The organism is Pseudomonas sp. D1-36 (genome assembly GCF_051132205.1).
Lineage (GTDB): Bacteria > Pseudomonadota > Gammaproteobacteria > Pseudomonadales > Pseudomonadaceae > Aquipseudomonas.
In genome coordinates, this window is the sequence record NZ_CP071674.1 from 1,559,461 (window position 1) to 1,582,013 (window position 22,553).

Sequence of the window (22,553 nt, forward strand, 5' to 3'; positions counted from 1 at the left end):
AAAGACAGGTAATGTGTGGCCTGGATCGAAAAAGCGTCATTCCAATAAGCGTCCACGCCACTCAGGAACATGGAAGATGAGTCACCCTTCACAGTTCACCTTGCTTCGCACGCGGCGCTTCCTGCCGTTCTTCGTTACGCAGTCCCTTGGCGCGTTCAACGACAACGTCTTCAAGCAATCATTGATCCTCGCCATCCTCTACAAACTGGCCATCGAGGGCGACCGCTCGATCTGGGTCAACCTTTGCGCGCTGCTGTTCATTCTGCCGTTCTTCCTGTTCTCGGCGCTGGCGGGGCAGTTTGGGGAGAAGTTCGCCAAGGACGCCTTGATCCGCCTGATCAAACTGGGCGAAATCGCGATCATGGCGGTCGGCGCGGTGGGTTTCCTGTTCGATCACCTGTGGCTGATGCTGGTGGCGCTGTTCGCCATGGGCACCCACTCGGCGTTGTTCGGGCCGGTGAAATATTCGATCCTGCCGCAAGCCCTGCGCGAAGACGAACTGGTCGGTGGCAATGGCCTGGTGGAAATGGGTACATTCCTGGCCATCCTGGCGGGGACCATCGGTGCGGGGATCATGATGTCTTCGGCGCACTACGCGCCGGTGGTGTCGGTGGCCATTGTCGGCATTGCCGTGGCCGGTTACCTCGCCAGCCGCGGCATCCCACGGGCGGCGGCGGCCTCGCCGCAGATGCGCTTGAACTGGAATATTTTCAGCCAATCGTGGGCGACCTTGAAGCTGGGCCTCGGGCAGACTCCGGCGGTGTCCCGCTCCATTGTCGGCAACTCTTGGTTCTGGTTCGTCGGGGCGATCTACCTGACGCAGATTCCCGCGTACGCCAAGGAATGGATGCACGGCGACGAAACCGTGGTGACCCTGATTCTCACGGTTTTTTCAGTAGGGATTGCCCTGGGTTCGATGCTCTGCGAAAGACTGTCAGGGCGCAAAGTGGAAATCGGCCTGGTGCCGTTCGGTTCGTTCGGGCTGACGGTGTTCGGCCTGCTGCTGTGGTGGCACTCCGGTGGAATCCCCGACAGCGCCGACGGCCATGGCTGGCTGCAGATTCTCGGGTTTGGCCACGCCTGGCTGGTCCTGATCGATATCCTCGGCCTGGGTATCTTTGGCGGCTTCTACATCGTGCCGCTGTATGCGCTGATCCAGTCGCGTACCGTTGAAAACGAGCGGGCGCGGGTGATCGCCGCCAACAATATTCTCAACGCCTTGTTCATGGTGGTCTCGGCGATCGTTTCCATCGTCCTGCTGAGCCTGGCCAAGCTGTCGATCCCACAGCTGTTTTTAGTGGTGTCGCTGCTGAACATTGGCGTCAACGCCTACATCTTCAAGATCGTCCCCGAGTTCAGCATGCGCTTCATGATCTGGCTGCTCAGCCATTCCATGTACCGTGTGGAGCATCGCAACCTGGAGGCGATTCCCGATGAGGGTGCCGCGCTGCTGGTGTGCAATCACGTGTCGTTTGTCGATGCCTTGTTGATTGGCGGTGCGGTGCGTCGGCCGATTCGCTTCGTGATGTACTACAAGATCTACAACCTGCCGGTCCTGAACTTTATCTTTCGAACCGCTGGGACGATTCCGATTGCCGGACGCCAGGAAGATATTCATATCTACGAAAAGGCCTTCAGCCGCATCGCCCAATATTTGGAAAACGGCGAGTTGGTGTGCATCTTCCCTGAAGGAAAGTTGACCGCCGACGGTGAGATCAATGAATTCAGGAGCGGCTTGACGCGCATCCTTCAGGAAACGCCGGTGCCGGTGATTCCGCTGGCGTTGCAGGGGTTGTGGGGGAGTTTCTTCAGTCGCGACCCAGGTAAAGGGATGTTCCGTCGGTTCTGGTCCCGCGTGACCTTGGTGGCGGGGACGGCGGTAGCGGTCGAGTCGGCTGAGCCTGCGAAGTTGCAGGCGTTGGTGGGCGAGTTGCGTGGGGCTGTCAGGTAATAGCTGTTATTTTGCGGGCCTCTTCGCGAGCAGGCTCGCTCCCACAATGGACCGCATTCACTCGGTCGACTGTGGGAGCGAGCGTGCTCGCGAAGGCGGTGGAGGCTTAAGCGCTGGCCTTGAGCCCGATCAGCCCGGCAATGATCAACGCGACGCTGGCCAATCGGATCAGTGCCATCGATTCACCAAACAGAATGATCCCGGCGATCACCGTGCCTACGGCACCGACCCCGGTCCAGATTGCGTAGGCCGTGCCCAGCGGCAGTTCCTTCATGGCAAGGCCCAGCAGGCCAAGGCTGATCGCCATGGCCGCGATGGTCAATGCGGTAGGAAGCGGGCGGCTGAAGCCGTCGGTGTATTTAAGGCCGACAGCCCAGCCGACTTCGAACAGGCCGGCAAAAAACAGAATGATCCAGGACATCACACACCTCATCGATGGATGGGGTCGTCCCCAGACAAAAACGCTATGGCGCGCAGGGTCGTCCCCGCATCGGGCGCCAGAATGCCCAATGCTGACTGTTCGGTCAAGTCCGCCTATCAGTCCGCCGTCTGCCGGGAGAGCTCTTCTCTGTCCTGCTTTTCGCTCATGCGACGGAACCAGGTCGAGAGCAGGGCGCCGGAGATGTTGTGCCAGACGCTGAACAAAGCGCTGGGCACCGCCGCCAGCGGCGAGAAGTGCGCACTGGCCAATGCCGCGCCTAGGCCGGAGTTCTGCATGCCTACTTCCAGGGACAAGGTTTTACGCTGGGCCAGTGGCAATCCAAACAGCCGACCGGTGAAATACCCCAGCAGATAACCGAAGCTGTTATGCAGGATGACGATAGCCATGATCAACAGGCCGGATTCGGCGATTTTCGCCTGGCTGGCCGCCACCACGGCGGCGACGATGATCACGATACTGACTACCGATACCAGCGGCAGGACTTCTACGGCGTGACGTACCCGCGCACCCAACAAGCGCTGGGCAACGATGCCCAAGGCAATGGGTAGCAACACGATTTGCAGGATCGACCAGAACAAGGCGGAGAACGACACCGGCAACCAGGCCGACGCCAGCAGCCAGATCAGCGCCGGGGTCAGCAAAGGGGCAAGCAGGGTGGTGATGGCGGAAATCGCCACGGCCAGCGCCAGGTCACCGCGTGCGAGCCAGGTCATGACGTTGGACGAGGTTCCACTCGGGCAGCAACCCACCAGAATGACCCCGACGGCGATTTCCGGCGGCAGGCTGAACGCTTGGCAGAGCAGCCACGCGGTGCCCGGCATGATCACGAACTGGGCAATCACGCCCAGGGCCACGCGTCCTGGACGACGAGCCACTTCGGCGAAGTCTTCCAGCTTGAGTGCCAGGCCCATGCCGAACATCACCAGTCCCAGCAGTGGCACGATGGCGACTTTCAAATCGACGAACCATTGCGGTTGCATGAACGCCAGCACCGCAAAGAACAGCACCCAATAAGCGAATGTATTGCCGACAAAGCGGCTTAACGCAGCCAACGCACGCATGACCTGATCCTTATTATTAAGAACACCAAATACTAATGTGGGAGCGAGCTTGCTCGCGATAGCGGCGTGTCAGTCAACACCTCGGTGGCTGTCATACCGCTATCGCGAGCAGGCTCGCTCCCACAGGGCAATCGTTACTTCTTAGATCCCCTGCGGAATCTCTTCCCCACCCAGCGCTTCAACCAACGCCGGCAGGAATTCGCCGAACGTCAGCATCATGAGGGTAAAGCTGGCATCCAGTTGGCCGAGGGCTTCATCGCCGCCATCCTGCTCCGCCTGGTCCTGCAACAGGTCTTCGAACTTGAGGCGCTTGACCACCATCTTGTCGTCGAGCACGAAGGACAGCTTGTCCTGCCAGGCCAGCGACAGCTGCGTCACCACCTTGCCGGTGTTCAAGTGCAGTTGGATCTCGTCACTGGTCAGGTCCTGGCGCTTGCAACGGACGATGCCACCGTCTTCATGGGTATCGCGCAGCTCACATTCGTCCAGCACGTAGAAATCATCCGCGGCTTTCTGCGTCTTGACCCAGTCGGTCATGATCGCGGTAGGCGCTGTCTTCACTGTGAGTGGGCGTACCGGCAGTGAGCCGATGACTTCGCGCAGGGTGGAGAGCAGGTCTTCGGCACGTTTCGGGCTGGCGGAGTTGACCAGAATCAGGCCCTGTTTTGGCGCGATGGCGGCAAAGGTAGACGAGCGTCGGATAAACGCACGAGGCAGGAACGCCTGGATGATTTCATCCTTGATCTGGTCCCGTTCCTTTTTATAGACCTTGCGCATTTGCTCGGCTTCGATCTCTTCGACCTTTTCCTTGACCGCGTCGCGCACGACGCTGCCCGGCAGGATGCGTTCTTCCTTGCGTGCGGCGATCAACAGGAAGTCCTGGCTGACGTGGACCAGGGGGGCGTCTTCGCCTTTGCCAAATGGCGCGACGAAACCGTAAGTGGTCAACTCCTGGCTTGCACAGGGGCGCGCCAGTTTGCTCGCCAGTGCAGTTTCCAACGCCTCGGCATCAAAAGGCAGATCTTGGGTCAGGCGATAGATAAGCAGGTTCTTGAACCACATGGGGTGAGTCTCTCCTTTATACAAAGGGGGGCATTATTCTCTTCGCGGCGTCATAGGCCAACCCTTCGCTAAGCCTTTGGAAGACCTGAAAAAATTAATTTAAAAAGTGCTTGCCAGGTCGGGGAGTGCTCCGTAGAATGCGCGCCACACCGAAAGTGAAGGGTGATTAGCTCAGCCGGGAGAGCGTCTGCCTTACAAGCAGAATGTCGGCGGTTCGATCCCGTCATCACCCACCATTCGCTTCCAGTGTTACGCGCAGCGGTAGTTCAGTCGGTTAGAATACCGGCCTGTCACGCCGGGGGTCGCGGGTTCGAGTCCCGTCCGCTGCGCCATATTCGGTTACCTGGAACACTGAACACCAGGTCACCACAGAAAGCCCGCTAACGCGGGCTTTTTGCTGTTTGCAGTTACCGCGGTGCGTGTGAATCACATTTTTTTGCTGAATTTATCAATTAAATCAGCACGTTATAAAAAACTGTGAGAGAATGCGCCCCGCATCGAAAGTGAAGGGTGATTAGCTCAGCTGGGAGAGCGTCTGCCTTACAAGCAGAATGTCGGCGGTTCGATCCCGTCATCACCCACCAAACTTTCAATGTTACGCGCAGCGGTAGTTCAGTCGGTTAGAATACCGGCCTGTCACGCCGGGGGTCGCGGGTTCGAGTCCCGTCCGCTGCGCCATATTCGGCACTTGGAACACTGAACGCCAAGTGCTAACCAAAAAGCCCGCTCATTGAGCGGGCTTTTTGTTGCCTGTCATTTGGCCCCTTGCTACTGCTCAGCGTTCCGGCTGTGGCGGTAATCGCTGACCGCCTCGTACACTGCCTTGCGCAAACGGTTGATCCCACCAATGGGGCGATGGGCCTCGATGCCAAACCAAGGGTTGAAAGACTGGTTGTCACACGCCAGGTTCAGCTTGGGCGTATCGAAATCCTGTGCCGGAACCTTGATCCGCGCCACCGTTTCGAACGGCGCATCGCTTTCCTTCCATTCAATACTGGTGTCTTCGATCGGCATGTATTTGCTCGGGTCCTGGCGCTGGATCTGCAAGACAAAACAGGCCGGCACGCGATCGGTGGATAACTGCTGATTCAGCGCGCTACGCAAGAAATTCGGCAGATCCTGGTTTTGGGGCGGCAAGGTGTAGCCTGGGCAACTGTCCGGATCCGGCGCGACGCGAAACTTGGCATTGGCTTCGCCGAATTTGTAAGGCGAAACCGAAAAGTAGGTGGTCTGGGTCGGGCTTGCCGGAGGCGGCGAAAGTGTCGCCAGGGCGATAAACAGATGGCGGATCTGCCAAGTGCGTGGGTCCAGGCTTGGAAAGAACGCCATTGCCTTTTTTCCATCGGCTTGCGCGGCCACATTCTGACGGTACTCGGCGACATCACTGACGAAGAAATTCGGATGATTGAACATCACGAAATCCTGCTCGCCCTGTGTTTGCCGATCAGCCAGCAGTTGCTTGCCGGGCACGTCCCGCAGTTTGATCGCCATTCCCCGCGCATCGCGCAGGCTATCGAACTGGGGATAAGCGTTGCCATTGGAGAGGCGGATCGTTGCCTGCCAAGTCTTGCCCGGTTCAGCGAACACACCCTGGCGCAATGGCGCAGGCAGGTCACTGGGCACCTGGACTTCGGCCATGACGCAACCGTGGGCTTTGGCATGGGCATCGCGCAGGTAGCGGGTACCTTCGCGGTGCTGGTCGACGATGCGGATGGCGGTCTGGATGATGTCCTGGGTCATGGCGCTTTCGGCGGGCGGTATCTGTTCCTTGTCCGGGACCGGTCCGCTGTGTTGCCAGGCGAACCAAGCGGCAGCCAGGGCCCAGCCGAGCAGCCCGATGCCCAGCAGCCATAGAAGCGTCTTGCCCAAAAAGGCGCCGAGGCGCAGCCAGAGCGTGATCAGCATGCAAACATCCTTTTACCTGTGGGGTTCGTCATTACAGTTGCGACTCCAGTGGCCCGCCGAGCACCTTTAAATACTCCAGCAAGGCCCAGCGCTCTTGCGGTTGCAGCAAGCGACCGATAACGCCATTGCCTCGCTCGCCCGCGCGGAACTCATGGCCGCTGTTGTGATTGCCAGTGACCCGCGTATCGAAGAGAAATCCATTGGCAAAGGCCTCCGTGCGATAGCCCAGGTGTCGCGGATCGTACTCGAAGCTGCCTTTATAGAAGGTGGTGGCCCGCTCAGCCTGGGGCGACAACAATTGATAGAGGGTTGGCACGGAGCCGTTGTGCAGGAAGGGCGGGGTGGCCCAGACGCCCGCCAGCGGTCGCGCTTTGTAGGCGCGCAGTTCACGCACGCCGATGGGCAGGCCAAAACCATCCAGGGCCGGGCGCTCGGCTGGCGTGACGCCGGCGTCGCGATAGGCGCGGTTTTCGACGAATGCCGTGACATAGGCCAGGCCCTTGGCGACCGAGACCCGGCTAAGGTCCAGTGGCTCTGTCGGGGTCGGGTGCAGTTGTACATCCAGCTTCGCCAGTTCGGCCGGATCCCATTGCAGACTGGTCAGATTGAAACGGTGGTCGGCGATATTGTTCGCAGTGCCGGGGTCGGTGCCGATCACTTTCACCGGCAGCATGTGCAATTGCTGGACCGGTCTGTCGGGGCCCTGGATAACCTTGGGCACATGGCAGCCGGCACAGTTTTCGGTAAACAGCTCCCGGCCTTTTGCGGCCAACGGCTTGTCGATCGAGCCCAGCAATGCTTCCGGCCACGCTGGGGGCTTGAGCAGTTGCAGGGTTTCTTCGATCTTGTTCAGGTCGCGCACGCGTACGCTGGATGGATAGCGTGCGTCGCCCTGTAGCGGTTTGCCCTGGGCGTCGAAGAAGCTCAACGTGGCACCGACGCCCAACGCTTCGCCGACATTGCGGGCCATCGGTTGCTGGGCCGAGCCGTTCCATTGCACCCAGTCGAATGTCCACATTTCCCATAATTGCGGGTAATCCACCGGCGCGTTGGCGACCCGGTAGTTTTCTGCCGAGATGGCATCGCCAAAGCTTGCATTGGCGATACGGCCGAAGGCGTCGGTACGGCCAGGGCCTTCCTCGGTAGGGTAGAGGCCGCGGTGGGTGTCGTTCCAGGCCGTGCGCAGAAAAGTGTTCAGGGACACCTTGAACGCCTTGCGCAACTCTTCATGGCGGGCGCCGTAGTCGTTGCCCAACACCTGGCGGGCGAAGCGTTCGAATTTCCATGGGTTGTAGTAAGTCGAGGCGAGACTCGCGACCAATGCCTGTCCGAAACTACCTCCGCGCAGCGTCGGAACAGTCGATGGCAACACGTGCTGGGCTGAACCGCCGTCGATCCGTATCGCTTGGCCCTTGAAGCGCAATTCGCCGGTGTGGCAGGCCGCGCAGGTGATGTCCAGATATTGCTCGCTGCTGCTCGCATTTTGGTGCCGCGTGAAGCCTACCGGCAGGTTGCCGGGGTTTTCCGGCGTGGCCTTCTGCGCCGGATCGACGAGGAAACCGAAGCGCGCCAGGTACTCCGGCGAAGCGAAGCGCTGTTGCGAAAAAGGAAGTTCCAAGGCGGTGAACCAGTCATAGCGCAGGCCTTTGACCTGGGTGCCCTGGGGCGTGAAGTAGTAGGTTTGGCGCTCGGCGGGGCTCCATTGCTCCAGGTAATGCACCTGTTCGACAGGTGTATAGGCGGGCAGGCGCGGGTTGGCGACGTAATAAAGCACCACGGCCGCGGCGACGACAAGCAGTGTGAGGATCAGCAAAAGAATGCGAGAGAGGAGGCGCACGGTAACGTCCTTGTTTTTTTTGATATGCCCTTATGCCTCAGTGCCGCTTGGCCGGCAAGTGGCCATTACCCTGGGCTGGCGGCGGGGCGGCTATTTGTCCCGGTTCGTAATAGATGACAGATGCTTCATCTGCCCAGGATTAAAAAGCGTTTGCCGGCCTGAACTTATCATCACTTTGCGGCTCACATGCCGGTAGCCATTGGTCGTGGCCGCCTGATAAGCTCGCGGCTTTACTCGATTGCCCTTTAGGCGCATGAACAAGGAAATAGCATGAAACAGCATCGGTTGGCGGCGGCGGTTGCCCTGGTTGGCCTGGTACTGGCGGGTTGCGACTCGCAGACCAGCGTAGAGCTGAAAACCCCGGCGCAGAAAGCTTCCTACGGTATCGGCCTGAACATGGGCAAGAGCCTGGCTCAGGAAGGTATGGATGACCTGGACTCCAAAGCAGTGGCCCAGGGCATCGAAGATGCCGTCGGCAAGAAAGAACAGAAGCTGAAAGACGAAGAGTTGGTCGAGGCCTTTGCCGCACTGCAAAAACGTGCCGAAGAGCGCATGGCCAAGATGAGCGAAGAGTCGGCTGCGGCTGGCAAGAAATTCCTCGAAGAAAATGGCAAGAAGGCCGGCGTGACCACCACCGCTTCGGGCCTGCAGTATGAAGTCGTCAAGAAAGCCGACGGCGCTCAGCCCAAGCCGACCGACGTAGTGACCGTTCACTACACCGGCAAGCTGACCAACGGTACTGTCTTCGACAGTTCCGTGGAGCGTGGTAGCCCGATTGACCTGCCTGTCAGCGGTGTGATCCCAGGTTGGGTCGAAGGCCTGCAATTGATGCACGTCGGTGAGAAGTACAAGCTGTACATCCCAAGTGACCTGGCGTACGGCGCCCAGAGCCCGAGCCCGGCGATCCCTGCCAACTCGGTCCTGGTGTTCGACCTGGAGCTGCTGGCCATCAAGGACCCGGCAAAAGAAGACGCAGCCAAGTAATCGCGTCTGCTATAAAGACAACGCCTCGCTCATGCGGGGCGTTGTTGCATTCGGCTTTCGGTAAATGAGCAAAAAAACCGAACGCCCGGCAGCGACCACAGTCATAGGCAATACAGGCGTCGTGCTAGACCCAGTCGGCCAATCAAGTCAATGAAATATTGGGTTTTTTTATGTGAGTAAAAAACGCCCGATCTAAGCCGAGCCCTTATGAACCGTGGGCTTCAGCGGTGAAATGCAGCTCTGTTCACAAGGTTATCCACAATTTGTGTGGATAACATTTCAGTGGGAGAAGAAATGAAGGCGCCGTGGAATTTCACGAGATTTCTGCCCCTGGCGGGACGGCTTTTGGCCCGCGGCCGATTGCCGACATTACTGTTTGCCGTCGCCAGCAAGGGCGCGCGTGAAGGAGGGCGGCTGGGCAAGCTCAAGGACGACCTGCGCTTGCTTCAGGCGTTGTGCCTGGCTTACTGGCGTGGTGAATACCGGGCAGTCAGCGCCAAGTCGTTGCTTTCGATAGTGGCCGGGCTCATGTATTTCCTGAGTCCCTTGGACGCGATTCCGGACTTGCTGCCCATGCTCGGCATGTTCGACGACATCGCCGTGCTGGCGTGGATCATGAAGACACTCGACGACGAACTGAGCGCCTTCCGTGCCTGGCGAGACCGGCAGTCACCCGAGAAGCTCGCGTTGGTGGAAAGACTTCCCGATACCCCGGAACAACTTCAGCTCCAACGCCCGAAAAAGATCTGATCCAGCCCTATCCCTTCAGAAGATCATCGCCCCCGCGACCTTAGCCGCTATTTAGGATTACACTTCCTAGGAAAAAAGCTGACTCGCTAAGTGTTGTTGTCCTACGGGGTAGTCATGGATATTCAAGTAATCACACGCGACGGAGAGCCCGAGTACGCGGTTTTACCGTGGGATCAATACCAGTCGGCATTGAAGGCAGCAGGCATTAAACAAGCTCCGCCGCGCGAGGCAGACGTCCAGCCTGCGGCGGCACCCGGCCAGGTTCTCCCTGGTCTGGATCAATTGCGCAGTCTGCGCGAAGGGAAGGGCATCGCCATCGAGGCGTTGGCCCGCACGGTAGGCATCAGCCCGTCTTATCTGGCCATGATCGAGAGTGGTGAGCGTCAGCCCGACGCCGCTATCAAGCGCAGTCTGGCCTGGGAACTGACGGTGCCGGGTTGGAGGGATGAATCGTGAGTGTACGCATCAGTCGGCAACATTGGGACGGGTTGTTGGGTGAGTTGGACCAGGCGCGGCGCCAGCGCCATTTGTTGACCTATCGCGCCTTGCTGGAACGCTTGCAACTCCCCAGCCCGGCCATGCAGACCTTGACCGCAGCGCTTGAACACCTGGCCGCGCTGGACGCCCGCGCCGAACAACCGCTGCGCAGTTCGCTGGTCATCAGCCAAGGCGCCAGCCGGCTGCCGCGTACTGGATTTTTCGAATGCGTCGAGCGTCTTGGGCGCTTTTCCGGTCCTTCCGACGGCGTAGCCGCCGCGTCCTGGCATGCTTCGGAAGTGGTCCGGGTGTTCGAGTACGAATATCCCGAATCGGCGGAAGCCTAGTGCTCTGGCGTATCAAGGCCCGGGCTGGTTATTGGCTCGCGCGCCGGTTGTTTCATTGGCCATGGTTCGTTCGACAGCCGCGTGGCTGGGCCTGGCTCGAAGGTCAGTTCGCACGCATGGCGAACCTGGGCGACGTTGGCGCCCAGAGTTTCTACGGGCACATCCTGACATTTCGTGGCCAAGGGCTGGGCGCCCGGGAAGAGGGCATTCGCTTGCTGCGCCTCGCCGCACTGGCCGGCGATGGCAAAGCCGCATACCAGCTCGGTGTCATCAGCCTTGCCGGCAGCACCACTGGCGCGCCGGATCCGGTGGAAGCGGCTCGCTGGTGGACCTTGGCCGCAAAGGCTGGGCACCCACTGGCTGAAATAAAGCTCAAGTCGCTCAAGGGCCAGGAACCTTAGTTTCCTCAGTCTTTATTCCCCCGTTCTGAGGGGGATTGCCCTGCGGGGCTAATCAAAGAATTGTCCTACGCGCTCCGCCTCCTTATCTGACTTATTTCCCAAGCCGTCCCCGGCAAAGTCTCGCGCTCCGATTTCTTGCGAGACGCTTGCCCATGCCCGATCGTTTTCTCCTGCCGGTTCTTGATCGAGCCATGCGCTGATGGATCAGGCGCGCCGCATCGAGGCTGAACTCGACAGCTTCCAGGACACCCTTTCGCTTTATCGCGAGCAGTTTGATCGTTGGTATAGCCGGGCTGCGGATCGCGTCAGCCAAGCGGCCGACCTGCCTTCGCTGATGGGCATGGAACGACTGATTCGTTTCGGCCAAAGCACTACGGCAGTCGACGTCCGGGACAGGGACTTTTTATCCGTCGTCGCCCAGTGCCCGCAAGGCGGGATCATGACGATCGAGAGCAAGCTCGAGTCCGTGTACGACATCCCGCTGGGCGATATCGTGGTGGATGTGGTGGCGGTGGACACGGGCGAGGCCACGCCGGTCACGCTGGATGCTCAGGGCGTGGGTCGCTTCAAGGGCGAGGCGGGGCGGTCTTACCGGGTGCGTGTCCAGGGCGAAGTGTCCCCCAAGCGAATCGATGAGCTGTTTTCTTCCTACGACGGCCTGACGAATGATCTGACGGACTGGCTTCGCGGCGAGTGGCAGGGCTTCAAGCCGCAGTGGGCCCAGCAGTCATTGGCGACTTCGGCGGCAGCGGTGGGCAATGGCTTGCTCGCCGGCGGTTGGGCGGCGATCGAAGGCGTGTGGGACAGCATCAGTTTGCTGTCGGACATCCTCAAGGATCCCTCCCGGTTCGGCGGACGGTTGGGCAGCAGCGCAGCCGAGCTGGCCCAGCTTGCCGAGTCGGCGCCGCTGGTCATGGCGAAGCTGCAATTGCTCGCCAGCGACGAAGCGGCGCTGTGCTTGTTGGTGCGCACCGCCAGTCTCTGGCTGGACATGCTGCCCCCCAGTGAACTGGCGGGCGACACGGCGACGGTGTTATCCACAGTGGTCGTGCAGTTGGTCATCGACCTGTTGATCGGCGTGGTGCTGACCTTCGTCGGGGCAGGCGCGGGCATTGCTTATCTCTCGATGCGCCTGGGCCGGCACGGTGCTCGTCTGCTGGATGCCGTGAAGCGTTTTATCAGTGCCATTTTCGAGCTGGTGAACGGCTTCATGGGCTACGTTGACCGCTACAAGGCTGTGGCCGCGCGGGGCATTGCCGCCGGCGTAAAGAAGGGACGCATGCAGTTGCGCTGGGATGCGCAGCGCAACACCACGCTGAAAAAGCAAGAACACCACGACGACGCCCCCGCCCAATCGAAAAACCCCAACGGCGACCCCGCCGACAGCGCCGCCCAGACCCGCACCGACGGTTGCCCGGTGTCCATGGTCACCGGCGAAGAGCTGCTCACCCTCGAAGACGGCACCCTCGACGGCCGCTTGCCCTTCGTCTTCACCCGCCTCTACCGCACCAGCGCCGCCGACCTGGACATCGGGCTCGGCCGCGGATGGACCCATGCCCTGGCCCATCGCCTTTTGATCGACGGCGAGCAGGTGACCTGGGTCGACCAGGAAAACCGCCGCACCACGTTTCCCCGGCCCAGCCTGCAACGCCCAGCCATCCACAACAGCCTGGCCCGCGCGGCGATTTACCTGAGCAACGAGCCGGACGAATTGATCGTCGCCCAGCCCGGCGAAGACGCTCCTTTCCTACATTTTCGCGACGGTCATCTGATCGCCCTGAGCGATCGGTACGACAACCGCCTGACCGTCCAACGCAACATCTACGGCGACATCAGCCGTCTGGACAACGGTGCCGGCCGCTGTTTGCGTTTGCGCTACGAGCATCGGCACCTGGTCGCCATCGACTATCAGAGCTTTCACCCGGCGCTGACCCTCGACGAAGCCTGGCGCACCGAACAGACCCTGGTGACCTACCGCTACGATGCGCGTTTACGCCTCATCGAAGCGACCAACGCCGCCGGCGAGAGCGAGCGCTACGACTACGACGACCAGCACGTCATCCTCCAGCGGCAACTGGCCGGGGGCGCGAGTTTCTACTGGGAGTGGCAAGGCCTCGGCCCGGCGGCGCGCTGTGTCCGGCATTGGGCCTCGTTCGCGCAGATGGACAGCCGCTACACCTGGGGCGACGACGGCAGCGTCACGGTCCGGCATATCGATGGCAGCCAGGACGTGTATGTCCACGACGACCGCGCGCGGCTGGTGCGCCAGGTCGATCCCGCCGGCGGCGAACACCTCAAGGCTTATGACGAACAGGGCCGGCTGATCGCCGAGCAAGACCCGCTGGGCGCCGTCACCGAATACCGCTACGACGAAGTCGGACGGCTGGTGGCGCTGATTCCGCCGGAAGGCGAGCCCACGTCCTACGAATACCGAAACGGTTTCCTGCACGCCCGGACTCGCGGCAAGGCCGTGTGGACCTACTGGCGCAATGCCCAGGGCGACATCATCGAAGTCGTCGACCCGGCTCGCCAAAGCACCTGGTATCACTACGACGACCAGGGGCAACTGAACACCATCAGCTACCCGGACGGCGGTGCCCATCATTTTGTGCGAAACCCGTTGGGCCAACTGACGGAAGAAATCCTGCCGGACGACGGCCAGCGAGTTTTTTCCTACGACGCCCTGGGCCGTCTGCTGACCCGTCAAGACGAACGCGGCGCCGTCACCCATTACCAATGGGACGCCGTGGGCCGCTTGCTACAGACCACCCTGCCCACCGGCGCGACCCGTGCATGGAGCTACAACGCCTACGGCAAGGTCACCGCGGAGCGGGACGAACTGGGGCGCATCACCCGCTACGAATACGCCGACGATCTGCACCTGGTCAGCCGCCGCCTCAACCCCGACGGCAGTGAACTGAAGTACCGCTACGACTCGGCGCGGCTGTTGCTGACCGAAATCGAGAACGAATCCGGCGAAAAATATCAGCTGGACTACACGCCCAACGGACTGATCCGACAGGAAACCGGCTTCGACGGCCAGCGCACCGGCTACGCCTACGACCTCAACGGCCACCTGCTGGAAAAGACCGAGTTCGGCGCCGACGGCAGCCAGCGGATCACCGCCTACCAACGCGACACCGCCGGCCGCCTGCTGCGCAAGACCTTGCCCGACGGTGCCACAGTCGAGTACGGCTACGACGCCCTCGGGCGACTGATCAGCGTTGAAGACGGCCATTGGCCGCTGGCCTACGAATACGACAACCAGGACCGCCTCGTCGCCGAACATCAGGGTTGGGCGAGCCAGCATTATCGCTACGACAATGTCGGCCGGTTGGTCCATTGTCGCCTGCCCGATCGCAGCACCCTGGATTACCGCCACCTGCGAGGCGGGGCGCTGATCGCCATCGACCTCAACGGCACGTGCCTGACCGAACACCGCTTCAAGGGCGGCCGCGAACGCCAGCGCCAGCAGGGCCAGCTGCTCAGCGACTACAGCTACGACGAACAGGGTCGCCTCAAGGCCCAGACCGTGTGGCAAAGCCAGCAAAAACAACTGTTCTGGCGCGACTATTCCTACACCGCCAACGGCAACCTCGCCGCGCTTTCCGACACGCGAAACCGACGCGGCTACCAGTACGACGCGCTGGATCGCCTGGTGCGCATCGACTACGCCCACAGCCAACCCCCGGAACACTTTTCCCACGACCCGGCCGGCAATGTGTTGTTCAACGACCGTCCCGGCCCGACCACCCTCAAGGGCAACCGCCTACTGATGGAGGGCGATCGTCACTATGACTACGACGCCTACGGCAACCTGGTCCGCGAACGCCGCGGCCATGCCCAGTGCCTCGTCACGCAATACCGCTACGACAGCCAACATCGGCTCATCGGCGTCACCACCCCCGACGGGAGCGAAACCTCCTACCGCTACGACGCCTTCGGCCGACGCATCGAAAAGACCGTGGACGGCCTCACCACGGAATTCATCTGGCAGGGCGACCAGGTCATCGCTGAAAGCAGCGACCGTCACTACCAGAGCTACGTCTATGAACCCGGCACCTTCCGCCCCCTGGCCCTGCTGGAAGGCGCAGGCCCGGAAAAAGCCACGCCGTTCTACTACCACCTCGACCACCTCGGCACCCCCCAGGAACTGACCAGCCACCAAGGCGAAGTCGTGTGGGCCGCGCGCTACAACGGCTACGGCAAACTCACCGAACTGCGCCACGGCGACGGCAAGCGCCTGGAACAACCGCTGCGCTTTCAGGGGCAATACCACGACCGGGAAAGCGGCCTGCATTACAACCGGCACCGGTACTACAATCCGGAGACGGGGCGGTATCTGACGCTGGATCCGAGCAAGCTCAAGGGTGGGCTCAATGGGTATCGGTACACCCTGAACCCGACGGGGTGGGTGGATCCGTTGGGGTTGGAAGGTTGCCCTGGCGACGGATGTAAAAAACCTGCCATTGGTAAACAAGACCCGGCGACTAAGGTTGGGGTGGATGAGGGTGAGCCTGCGCTGCCGATGACGGCGGAGCAGCGGAGGGCTCGGATTGATGCGTTGGCGGAAGCGAATGCTTATCGGCGTTTGGATGAGATGGAGCGATCGATACCAGGCGCGCATTTCCTACAGAAACATGGTGCTCAGACTACTACGGAGGCTCAGTTGGAGCGCGTTACGACAGGGCGAAATCCTGGCACTGGGCAAATCGATGTATATCACAGTGGAAGTAATGCAGGGCTACCTGCTATTCCGTCTGCCGCAACTCGTTTCCTTAATCATCGTGATCAGCTCAATGCTATTTATCGAGCTCAATTGATTTTCAGGCGAGCAGGAATCGCCGAGTCTAAAGAACCAATTGAAATGGGGCGGGTAATTGGTGAGGGTTATAAAATAGATGGTTTGGAGTATATACAGCAAACTAAGGCGATTGTTATTCTTGATACAAGTGGCCTACCTAAGACAGCTTATACAGGACCGAGCACATGAAAAAACCGTTTGATTTGCACTGTATTTGGGGGTTGCTTTTTGTTTTTAGTATTGAGAATACTAATGATGTGGCGCGTGAGGAAATAATAACTTCAAAAAATGTAAATGATGACGAGGAATTGAGCCAGCTATTTGACTTGTTGATTCGTCCGGATTTTTTATGTCACACTTCAAAAGAGCAGATTTTACTAATTGATACTCTTGCCTATTTCTTAGGGTGCGATGACAGTTTTGATAGAGTTTTTTTAAATTTGGATACATACTTCGATCAGAAGGTTGAAGATCAGCGCAGATTTATGAGGGTTCTACTGGCTTCTTTAATGAAGTATAGAGCCGAGGCAATCTGATTAAGTTAGGGTTGGTTATAAATCTAGAAACAGCCTACGCAATTAACCAGACACACAACGTTTTCCATAAGAGGGGCTGCTACGCAGCCCAGCGGGAGCAAGCTCCCTCGCCACAGGATTTGTAGCTGCCATGCCGTTGGGGTGAAGGCACCCATTTTCACACCGACAGCCCCAACTCCAGGACCGGTACCTGCTCGATCGCACCATTAATCAAGTACAAACTCCCCCCAACAATTTCCTTGGCATGATGCTTGGCCTGGGAAGCGAGTTCGGCCAGCTGACTGGCATCCAGCCCCGCACAAGCCTCCGAGCGCAGGTGCACCACCCCAATCGACAGCGACAGCAACGCAAATTCCTGCCGCACCCCCTGTCGGTTCAGCGCAGTAAAACAACCAGCCTCCAAGTGCTCGGGCCGGTAGAAGCGGCGGCAGTGGTTCTGGAAGTCTTTCAATAATTGGGTCAGGCGTTTGCGCCAATCATCCGGGCCGAGGACCAGTAGGAAGTCGTCGCCGCCGATGTGGCCGACGAAGTCGCGGCTGGGGTCGATGCGTTCGTTCAGGCATTGCGCCAGGCACAGTAGGACTTCGTCCCCGCGACCGTAGCCGTAGATGTCGTTGAAGGGTTTGAAGCTGTCGATGTCGACGTAGCAGATTACCGACTCCTGACGCTGCTGCAGCAAGCGGGTAAGGCATTGCTGGATCGGCACGTTGCCGGGCAGCAAGGTCAGCGGGTTGGCGTAGCGGGCCTGTTGGATCTTCAGTTCGGTGATGAGCTTGAGCACGTCGATCACGCGCCCCAATCCCATGTAGCTGCCATTGAGGGTGATGATGAAATCTTCTTCGATGCGTTGTCGGGCGCGGCTGGTGATCAGGCGGCTGACTTGTTGCAAGGATTGGTTGAGTTCCACCGCGAGGAAGTCGTCGCTCATCAGGCGGCTGATGGGCTTGCGCGCGAAGAGGTCGGTGGCGAAGGGTTTGAGCAGCGCGTCCGAGAGCGAATGACGATGGACGATGCCGCACGGCTGGGCACGGTCATCCAACACTGCTAGGGAGTTGAGGTTGGCCTGGCGGCGGAACGCATCCAGGACTGCCGCCGTCGGGGTGTCGTGGGCCACCGCCGGTTGTTCGTTGAGCAGGGCGCCGAGGTCGCTCACTTCATCGCCCAAGGGCACCACCCCGCTGTCCTGCCGGGGCATCAGCGCTTTGGCATCCTGGCACGGGTGTTCCTGGGGCCGGGCAAGCAGATAACCCTGGACCAGATCGACGCCCATCTCGATCAGCACGGCCAGTTCTTCCGGCAGTTCTATTCCCTCGGCGATCACTTGGGCCCGTGATGCCTGGGCGATTTTCAGGATGGAACCCACGAATTCTCGCTTGAGCGCGTCCTGGTGAATGCCATCGATGAAGTGCCGGTCGATCTTCACGTAATCGGGGCGCAGTTCCGACCAGAGCCGCAGGCTTGAATAACCGGCGCCAAGGTCGTCCAGCGCAATGGAAAAACCCATCGCCCGATAATGATGCAGAGCGGTTTGCAGGAGCTGGAAATCATCGATCGGGGTTTGTTCGGTCAGTTCGATGACGACCTGGCTGGGCGGGATGCCGAAGTCCTGCAACAACTGCAACGTACGACCGGTCTGGTGTGCCGATTCAAGCAGGGATTCGGGCGAGACGTTGAGAAACAGCTTGCCCGGCAGTTTTTGCTCATTGAAGCGCTGGCAGGCGCTGCGACGGCAGGCCAGCTCCAGTTCGCTGAGTCGCCCGGCCTGGCGAGCCACCGACAGCAATGCGACAGGGGAGTGCAAGGGGCTGTTGGACGGGCCGCGAGTCAACGCTTCGTAACCCAGGATGCGTCGTTCGGAGAGGCACACGATGGGTTGGAACAGACTGTGCAAACCGCTGTGACTCAGGATCGAGCTCAAGGCACCCAGCTGTTCTATCGTGGTCATGGCAGTCTCTGGCGATAAAAAAAGGACGGGCGCAACCCCTGCTGGGGCGCGCCCGGTCCTGTATTTCACGACAGACTGATGTCAGTTTGATGACACTCCGACGAGCATCACCATTAAATGGCCATCATCTCAGTGCTTGGCGACCGCCGTGTTGAGTTTCAGGTAATCCAAAAGGATTCGCCCGGTTTCACTCAGGTAGGCATCATCTTCCGGCTTGGTCTTTTCCGGCTCGGTAATCAGGTCTTCGTCTTCTTTCTTCAGTTCTTTGAGCGGCTCTTCGCCCTTGGCTTTGCGACGCAGGTTTTCCATCGCCAGTTGCTTGGCCTCGATGTCGGCATGCTGTGCGCGGCGGTCGGCTTCGTTGAGTGTGACGGTTTTTTCGGTCATCAATTTTTGCGCCAAGGCCAGCTTGTCGCGAATGAACACGAATTCAGCGTCCTGGGCGGTGCGGGTGTCATGTTCGGACTTGAGCTGGGCCAGGAATGGCTTGAATGGGTCCACGGCCGGCTTGATCGCGGGACGGATGGTGTCCCACGGCATGGCTTCGGGCAGGGCGCTTTCACCGATTTCCTTGGTGTCGATGATCGACGGGTAATCGATATCAGGCAGCACGCCCTGATGCTGAGTGCTCTGGCCGGAAACACGGTAGAACTTCGCCAGGGTCAGTTTCAGTTCGCCGTGGTTCAACGGCTGGATGGTCTGCACGGTGCCCTTGCCGAAAGTCTGGCCGCCGATGATCAAGGCGCGGTGGTAGTCCTGCATGGCACCGGCGAAAATCTCCGAGGCCGAAGCGGACAGTCGATTGACCAGCAAGGCCATCGGGCCTTTGTAGAAGGCGCCCGGGTTCTCATCTTCCAGCACATCGACCCTGCCATCGGCATTTCGCACAAGCACGGTCGGGCCTTTGTCGATGAACAGGCTGGTCAATTCGGTGGCTTCCTGCAGCGAGCCGCCGCCGTTGTTGCGCAAATCGATGACGACGCCGTCGACCTTCTCCTTTTGCAGTTCGGTCAGCAGCTTCTTGACGTCGCGCGTGGTGCTCTTGTAGTCCGGATCTCCGGCGCGGAAAGCCTTGAAGTCCAGGTAGAACGCCGGGATCTCGATGATGCCGAGCTTGTAGTCCTTGCCGTCCTGCTTGAGTTTCAGGACCGATTTCTTCGCGGCCTGTTCTTCCAGCTTCACTGCTTCACGGGTGATGGACACGACTTTGCTGGTCTGGTCATTTGGCGCATTGCTGGCCGGAATGACCTCCAGGCGGACGACCGAGCCTTTCGGGCCACGGATCAGCTTGACCACTTCATCCAGGCGCCAGCCGACCACGTCGACCATTTCCTTGTTGCCTTGGGCGACACCAATGATCTTGTCCGCCGGACCGACCTGCTTGGTCTTGTCCGCCGGGCCCGCGGGCACCAGGCGCACGATTTTGACCTGGTCGTTGTCGCTTTGCAGGACCGCGCCGATGCCTTCCAGGGACAAGCTCATGTTGATGTCGAAGTTCTCCGCGTTATCCGGCGACAGATAATTGGTGTGCGGGTCGTAGGACATTGCAAAGGTATTGATGTAGGCCTGGAAGATATCCTCGGCCCGGGTCTGGTCCAGACGCGCCAATTGGTTCTTGTAGCGCTTGGTCAGGGTTTCCTGGATCTGCTTGGGATCCTTTCCGGCGATCTTCATGCGCAGCACTTCGTCCTTGACGCGTTTGCGCCACAGGTCGTCGAGTTCGGCCGTACTTTTGAGCCAAGGCGCGTCCTTGCGGTCGACCAGCAAGGTTTCCTTGGCATTGAAATCGATTTTGTCGACACCCTTGTTCAATTCGGCAAGGGCGTAATCCAGGCGCGCCTTGACGCGGTCCAGGTAGCGCTTGTAGATAATGAACCCGGCGTTCAGGTCGCCGCTTTTGAGGAAGTCGTCGAATTGAGTCTTCCACTTGTCGAATTCGGCAATGTCACTGGCCAGGAAATAGCTGCGCGACGGATCAAGCAGCTTCAGGTAGCTGTCATAGATGATGACAGAGCGCGCGTCATCGAGCGGCGGCTTGCTGTAGTGATGACGCTTGAGCAACTCAACGACGTTAAGGCTGGCGATCACCTCGTCGCGATCGGGCTGAAGCTTGTCCCAGCTGTTGGCCGCGAGCGCAGTGCTCGAAAGCGTCGAAACGCCGAGGCCAATGAAGAGGGCAAGTGCAGTACTGGGGAACAAGTGCTTCATGCTGATTCGACGCAGGGACAATTGATAACGCATATTAGGCCGTCTTTGAAGTCGCCGGTTCCATGTGGCCCGGGCGCATAATGCAAGAAAGCCCGGCGTTATAGCAGCGGGCCCAGTCGAGACTCACTATGGAGGCACCGTGAAAGCATTGCAAGGCGTTGAAGGCCAAGTGGTATGGGCAGATGAGCCAAGTCCGGCCTGCGATGCGGGCCAAGTTCGCATCCGCGTGGCTGCCGCCGGCCTGAATCGGGCCGATTTGCTGCAAAAAGCCGGGCATTATCCACCGCCACCCGGCGCGAGCCAGGTGTTGGGGCTGGAATGTTCGGGAGTGATCAGTGAAGTCGGGCCGGGCTCCTCCTGGCAGGTCGGTGACCGGGTCTGCGCATTGCTGGCTGGCGGGGGAATGGCCGAAGAGGTAGTGGTCGATGGCCGCCATGTCTTGCCCGTGCCGGAAGGCCTGTCGATGGCCGAAGCGGCCGCGCTGCCTGAGGTCTACGGCACCGCGTGGCTGAATCTGTTCCAGCTTGCCGGCCTGCGGCCAGGCGAAAAAGTGTTGCTGCATGCCGGCGCCAGTGGCGTCGGTTCGGCGGCGATCCAGCTCTGCAAGGCGTTTGGCAACCCGTGCTGGGTCAGCGTCGGTTCGGCGGATCGCCTGGCCTATTGCGAAGCATTGGGGGCCCAGGGCGGCGTGGTTCGCACCGACGATATCAACAGCCTGAACGACTTCGCGCCCTTCGACGTCATTCTCGATCCGGTCGGCGCGAACTACGCCGGCCTCAACGTGAAACTTTTGTCAGTTGACGGCCGCTGGGTGCTGATCGGCCTCATGGGCGGCCGCACGACCGAACTCGACCTGGCCCAGGTGCTGGGCAAGCGCATCCAACTGCTGGGTTCGACCCTGCGCAGTCGCAACGATCAGTTCAAGGCTGACTTGATCAGCGAATTGGGGCAGAACGTATGGCCGCTGTTTACCGATAAACGCCTGAGTCCGCAGCTGGCCAGGACGTTTGCAATCACCGATGCCGAGGCGGCGTTTGCGGAGCTGGCGACCAATCAGGTGTCCGGGAAGTTGGTGTTGGTGATCGACGAGAGCTTGAGCTGATCGGTCCCCTGTGGCGAGGGAGCAAGCTCCCTCGCCACAAAGCCACAAAGCCACAAACGCTTCAGGTGTTCTGGAGTTGATCCGCTTCACTTCCAGGTATGAATCGGCCAGCCAGCCAACTCAGCGTGAGCTTTCAATACCGGGTCCGGATTCACCACATGCGGGTAATCCACCCGCAACAGCAACGGCAGGTCATTGCGCGAATCGGAGTAAAAACTGGCGCCTTCGAGGTTCTCTTCCTCGGCATCCAGCCAATCCAGCAAGCGGGAAATCTTGCCCTCACGGTAGGTCAGGGTGCCCACGGTCTTGCCGCTGTACACCCCATGGGCCACTTCGAGGTCGATCGCCAGGATCTCATCGATGCCCAGGCGGTCGGCAATCGGCTTGACCAGGTGCGTGCCCGAAGCCGAGATCACCAGGATCCGGTCGCCGGCCTTGCGGTGTTCGGCGATGGCCTTGGTGGCGTCGCTGAAGATGATCGGCTCGATGAAATCTTCCACCCACGGTGTCACCAGGTGCTCGATCTCTTCGGGCGTGCGGCCGATCATCGGTTCCAGGCTGAAGTCCATGTACTCTTCCATGCGCAATTTGCCGTGGCTGTAGGCATCCATCAGCTCGTTGTTGCGACGCATGAACGACTCGGGATCGACCCAACCCAGGCGCCCCATCTGTTCGCTCCAGAGGGTGGCGCAGTCGCCGTGGATCAGGGTTTCGTCCAGATCAAAAATTGCCAGGGCCATC

Annotated in this window: 17 protein-coding genes and 4 tRNA genes; 13 read left to right on the plus strand and 8 right to left on the minus strand. The window is 59.9% G+C overall.

Going from position 1 to position 22,553, the window contains the following annotated elements; translation table 11 throughout:
- Positions 1-76: 76 nt before the first annotated feature.
- Complete coding sequence (locus J3P76_RS07025) at positions 77-1,951, plus strand: MFS transporter (protein WP_420767877.1); 1,875 nt, start codon at positions 77-79, stop codon at positions 1,949-1,951.
- Positions 1,952-2,057: 106 nt separating this feature from the next.
- On the opposite strand, the gene sugE is transcribed toward J3P76_RS07025, so the two are convergent.
- From sugE to rdgC, 3 genes are all read right to left on the minus strand, one after another.
- A complete protein-coding gene (gene sugE, locus J3P76_RS07030) occupies positions 2,058-2,372 on the minus strand; it encodes a quaternary ammonium compound efflux SMR transporter SugE (protein ID WP_420767876.1) in 315 nt (104 codons plus the stop codon).
- 116 nt (positions 2,373-2,488) lie between these two features.
- Positions 2,489-3,454, minus strand: coding sequence for a bile acid:sodium symporter family protein (locus J3P76_RS07035; protein ID WP_420767875.1), 966 nt, complete (start codon positions 3,452-3,454; stop codon positions 2,489-2,491).
- A 141-nt stretch (positions 3,455-3,595) separates the two neighbouring features.
- The gene (gene rdgC / locus J3P76_RS07040) at positions 3,596-4,516 is read right to left on the minus strand and encodes a recombination-associated protein RdgC (RefSeq protein ID WP_434560149.1); all 921 of its coding nucleotides are present in this window, start codon (positions 4,514-4,516) and stop codon (positions 3,596-3,598) included.
- A gap of 160 nt (positions 4,517-4,676) precedes the next feature.
- On the opposite strand from rdgC, the gene J3P76_RS07045 reads away from it, so the two are divergent.
- From J3P76_RS07045 to J3P76_RS07060, 4 genes are all read left to right on the plus strand, one after another.
- Positions 4,677-4,752 (plus strand) — tRNA-Val (locus tag J3P76_RS07045).
- A 19-nt stretch (positions 4,753-4,771) separates the two neighbouring features.
- Positions 4,772-4,848: transfer RNA gene (locus J3P76_RS07050), tRNA-Asp, on the plus strand.
- A 176-nt stretch (positions 4,849-5,024) separates the two neighbouring features.
- A tRNA-Val gene (locus tag J3P76_RS07055) sits at positions 5,025-5,100 on the plus strand.
- A 17-nt stretch (positions 5,101-5,117) separates the two neighbouring features.
- Positions 5,118-5,194: transfer RNA gene (locus J3P76_RS07060), tRNA-Asp, on the plus strand.
- Between the two features lie 90 nt (positions 5,195-5,284).
- Here the strand turns inward: J3P76_RS07060 and J3P76_RS07065 are convergent.
- Both J3P76_RS07065 and J3P76_RS07070 read right to left on the minus strand, forming a co-directional pair.
- Complete coding sequence (locus J3P76_RS07065) at positions 5,285-6,421, minus strand: catalase family protein (RefSeq protein ID WP_434701691.1); 1,137 nt, start codon at positions 6,419-6,421, stop codon at positions 5,285-5,287.
- Between the two features lie 31 nt (positions 6,422-6,452).
- Positions 6,453-8,258 (minus strand): di-heme-cytochrome C peroxidase, encoded by a 1,806-nt coding sequence (locus J3P76_RS07070; protein WP_434701692.1) that lies wholly within the window; start codon positions 8,256-8,258, stop codon positions 6,453-6,455.
- Positions 8,259-8,528: 270 nt separating this feature from the next.
- Between J3P76_RS07070 and J3P76_RS07075 the strand changes: the two genes are divergently transcribed.
- The 7 genes from J3P76_RS07075 (at position 8,529) to J3P76_RS07105 (ending at position 16,557) form a co-directional block, all read left to right on the plus strand.
- Positions 8,529-9,242, plus strand: coding sequence for an FKBP-type peptidyl-prolyl cis-trans isomerase (locus J3P76_RS07075; RefSeq protein ID WP_030142016.1), 714 nt, complete (start codon positions 8,529-8,531; stop codon positions 9,240-9,242).
- A 294-nt stretch (positions 9,243-9,536) separates the two neighbouring features.
- Positions 9,537-9,992: a YkvA family protein gene (locus J3P76_RS07080; RefSeq protein ID WP_420767871.1), complete on the plus strand. Its 456-nt coding sequence runs from the start codon at positions 9,537-9,539 to the stop codon at positions 9,990-9,992.
- 114 nt (positions 9,993-10,106) lie between these two features.
- Positions 10,107-10,448, plus strand: a complete 342-nt coding sequence (locus J3P76_RS07085) for a helix-turn-helix domain-containing protein (RefSeq protein WP_434701693.1) — start codon at positions 10,107-10,109, stop codon at positions 10,446-10,448.
- On the plus strand, positions 10,445-10,816 hold the full coding sequence (locus J3P76_RS07090; RefSeq protein WP_003179080.1) for a hypothetical protein: 372 nt from the start codon (positions 10,445-10,447) through the stop codon (positions 10,814-10,816). The genes J3P76_RS07085 and J3P76_RS07090 overlap by 4 nt, the downstream gene beginning before the upstream one ends.
- Positions 10,816-11,217: a sel1 repeat family protein gene (locus J3P76_RS07095; protein WP_434560141.1), complete on the plus strand. Its 402-nt coding sequence runs from the start codon at positions 10,816-10,818 to the stop codon at positions 11,215-11,217. The genes J3P76_RS07090 and J3P76_RS07095 overlap by 1 nt, the downstream gene beginning before the upstream one ends.
- A gap of 199 nt (positions 11,218-11,416) precedes the next feature.
- Positions 11,417-16,210: an RHS repeat-associated core domain-containing protein gene (locus J3P76_RS07100; RefSeq protein ID WP_434701694.1), complete on the plus strand. Its 4,794-nt coding sequence runs from the start codon at positions 11,417-11,419 to the stop codon at positions 16,208-16,210.
- Positions 16,207-16,557: a hypothetical protein gene (locus tag J3P76_RS07105; protein WP_420766993.1), complete on the plus strand. Its 351-nt coding sequence runs from the start codon at positions 16,207-16,209 to the stop codon at positions 16,555-16,557. Before J3P76_RS07100 ends, J3P76_RS07105 begins: the two co-directional genes overlap by 4 nt.
- Before the next feature lie 157 nt (positions 16,558-16,714).
- On the opposite strand, the gene J3P76_RS07110 is transcribed toward J3P76_RS07105, so the two are convergent.
- Entirely contained in the window at positions 16,715-18,502 is a 1,788-nt protein-coding gene (locus J3P76_RS07110; RefSeq protein WP_434607235.1) for a bifunctional diguanylate cyclase/phosphodiesterase, read from the minus strand.
- A gap of 129 nt (positions 18,503-18,631) precedes the next feature.
- Positions 18,632-20,710, minus strand: coding sequence for a carboxy terminal-processing peptidase (locus J3P76_RS07115; RefSeq protein WP_434564134.1), 2,079 nt, complete (start codon positions 20,708-20,710; stop codon positions 18,632-18,634).
- 139 nt (positions 20,711-20,849) lie between these two features.
- Here J3P76_RS07115 and J3P76_RS07120 point away from each other — a divergent pair, with 139 nt between their 5' ends.
- Positions 20,850-21,812, plus strand: a complete 963-nt coding sequence (locus J3P76_RS07120; RefSeq protein WP_434607232.1) for a zinc-binding dehydrogenase — start codon at positions 20,850-20,852, stop codon at positions 21,810-21,812.
- 86 nt (positions 21,813-21,898) lie between these two features.
- On the opposite strand, the gene J3P76_RS07125 is transcribed toward J3P76_RS07120, so the two are convergent.
- Positions 21,899-22,552 (minus strand): HAD family hydrolase, encoded by a 654-nt coding sequence (locus J3P76_RS07125; RefSeq protein WP_420766990.1) that lies wholly within the window; start codon positions 22,550-22,552, stop codon positions 21,899-21,901.
- Position 22,553: the final 1 nt, after the last annotated feature.

Excerpts from the sequence above, each read along its gene's own strand:
- J3P76_RS07025 (WP_420767877.1), top strand. The coding sequence starts at position 77 with ATGAGTCACCCTTCACAGTTCACCTTGCTTCGCACGCGGCGCTTCCTG.
- sugE (WP_420767876.1), bottom strand. The coding sequence starts at position 2,372 with ATGTCCTGGATCATTCTGTTTTTTGCCGGCCTGTTCGAAGTCGGCTGG.
- J3P76_RS07035 (WP_420767875.1), bottom strand. The coding sequence starts at position 3,454 with ATGCGTGCGTTGGCTGCGTTAAGCCGCTTTGTCGGCAATACATTCGCT.
- rdgC (WP_434560149.1), bottom strand. The coding sequence starts at position 4,516 with ATGTGGTTCAAGAACCTGCTTATCTATCGCCTGACCCAAGATCTGCCT.
- J3P76_RS07065 (WP_434701691.1), bottom strand. The coding sequence starts at position 6,421 with ATGCTGATCACGCTCTGGCTGCGCCTCGGCGCCTTTTTGGGCAAGACG.
- J3P76_RS07075 (WP_030142016.1), top strand. The coding sequence starts at position 8,529 with ATGAAACAGCATCGGTTGGCGGCGGCGGTTGCCCTGGTTGGCCTGGTA.
- J3P76_RS07080 (WP_420767871.1), top strand. The coding sequence starts at position 9,537 with ATGAAGGCGCCGTGGAATTTCACGAGATTTCTGCCCCTGGCGGGACGG.
- J3P76_RS07085 (WP_434701693.1), top strand. The coding sequence starts at position 10,107 with ATGGATATTCAAGTAATCACACGCGACGGAGAGCCCGAGTACGCGGTT.
- J3P76_RS07100 (WP_434701694.1), top strand. The coding sequence starts at position 11,417 with ATGGATCAGGCGCGCCGCATCGAGGCTGAACTCGACAGCTTCCAGGAC.
- J3P76_RS07105 (WP_420766993.1), top strand. The coding sequence starts at position 16,207 with ATGAAAAAACCGTTTGATTTGCACTGTATTTGGGGGTTGCTTTTTGTT.
- J3P76_RS07110 (WP_434607235.1), bottom strand. The coding sequence starts at position 18,502 with ATGACCACGATAGAACAGCTGGGTGCCTTGAGCTCGATCCTGAGTCAC.
- J3P76_RS07115 (WP_434564134.1), bottom strand. The coding sequence starts at position 20,710 with ATGAAGCACTTGTTCCCCAGTACTGCACTTGCCCTCTTCATTGGCCTC.
- J3P76_RS07125 (WP_420766990.1), bottom strand. The coding sequence starts at position 22,552 with ATGGCCCTGGCAATTTTTGATCTGGACGAAACCCTGATCCACGGCGAC.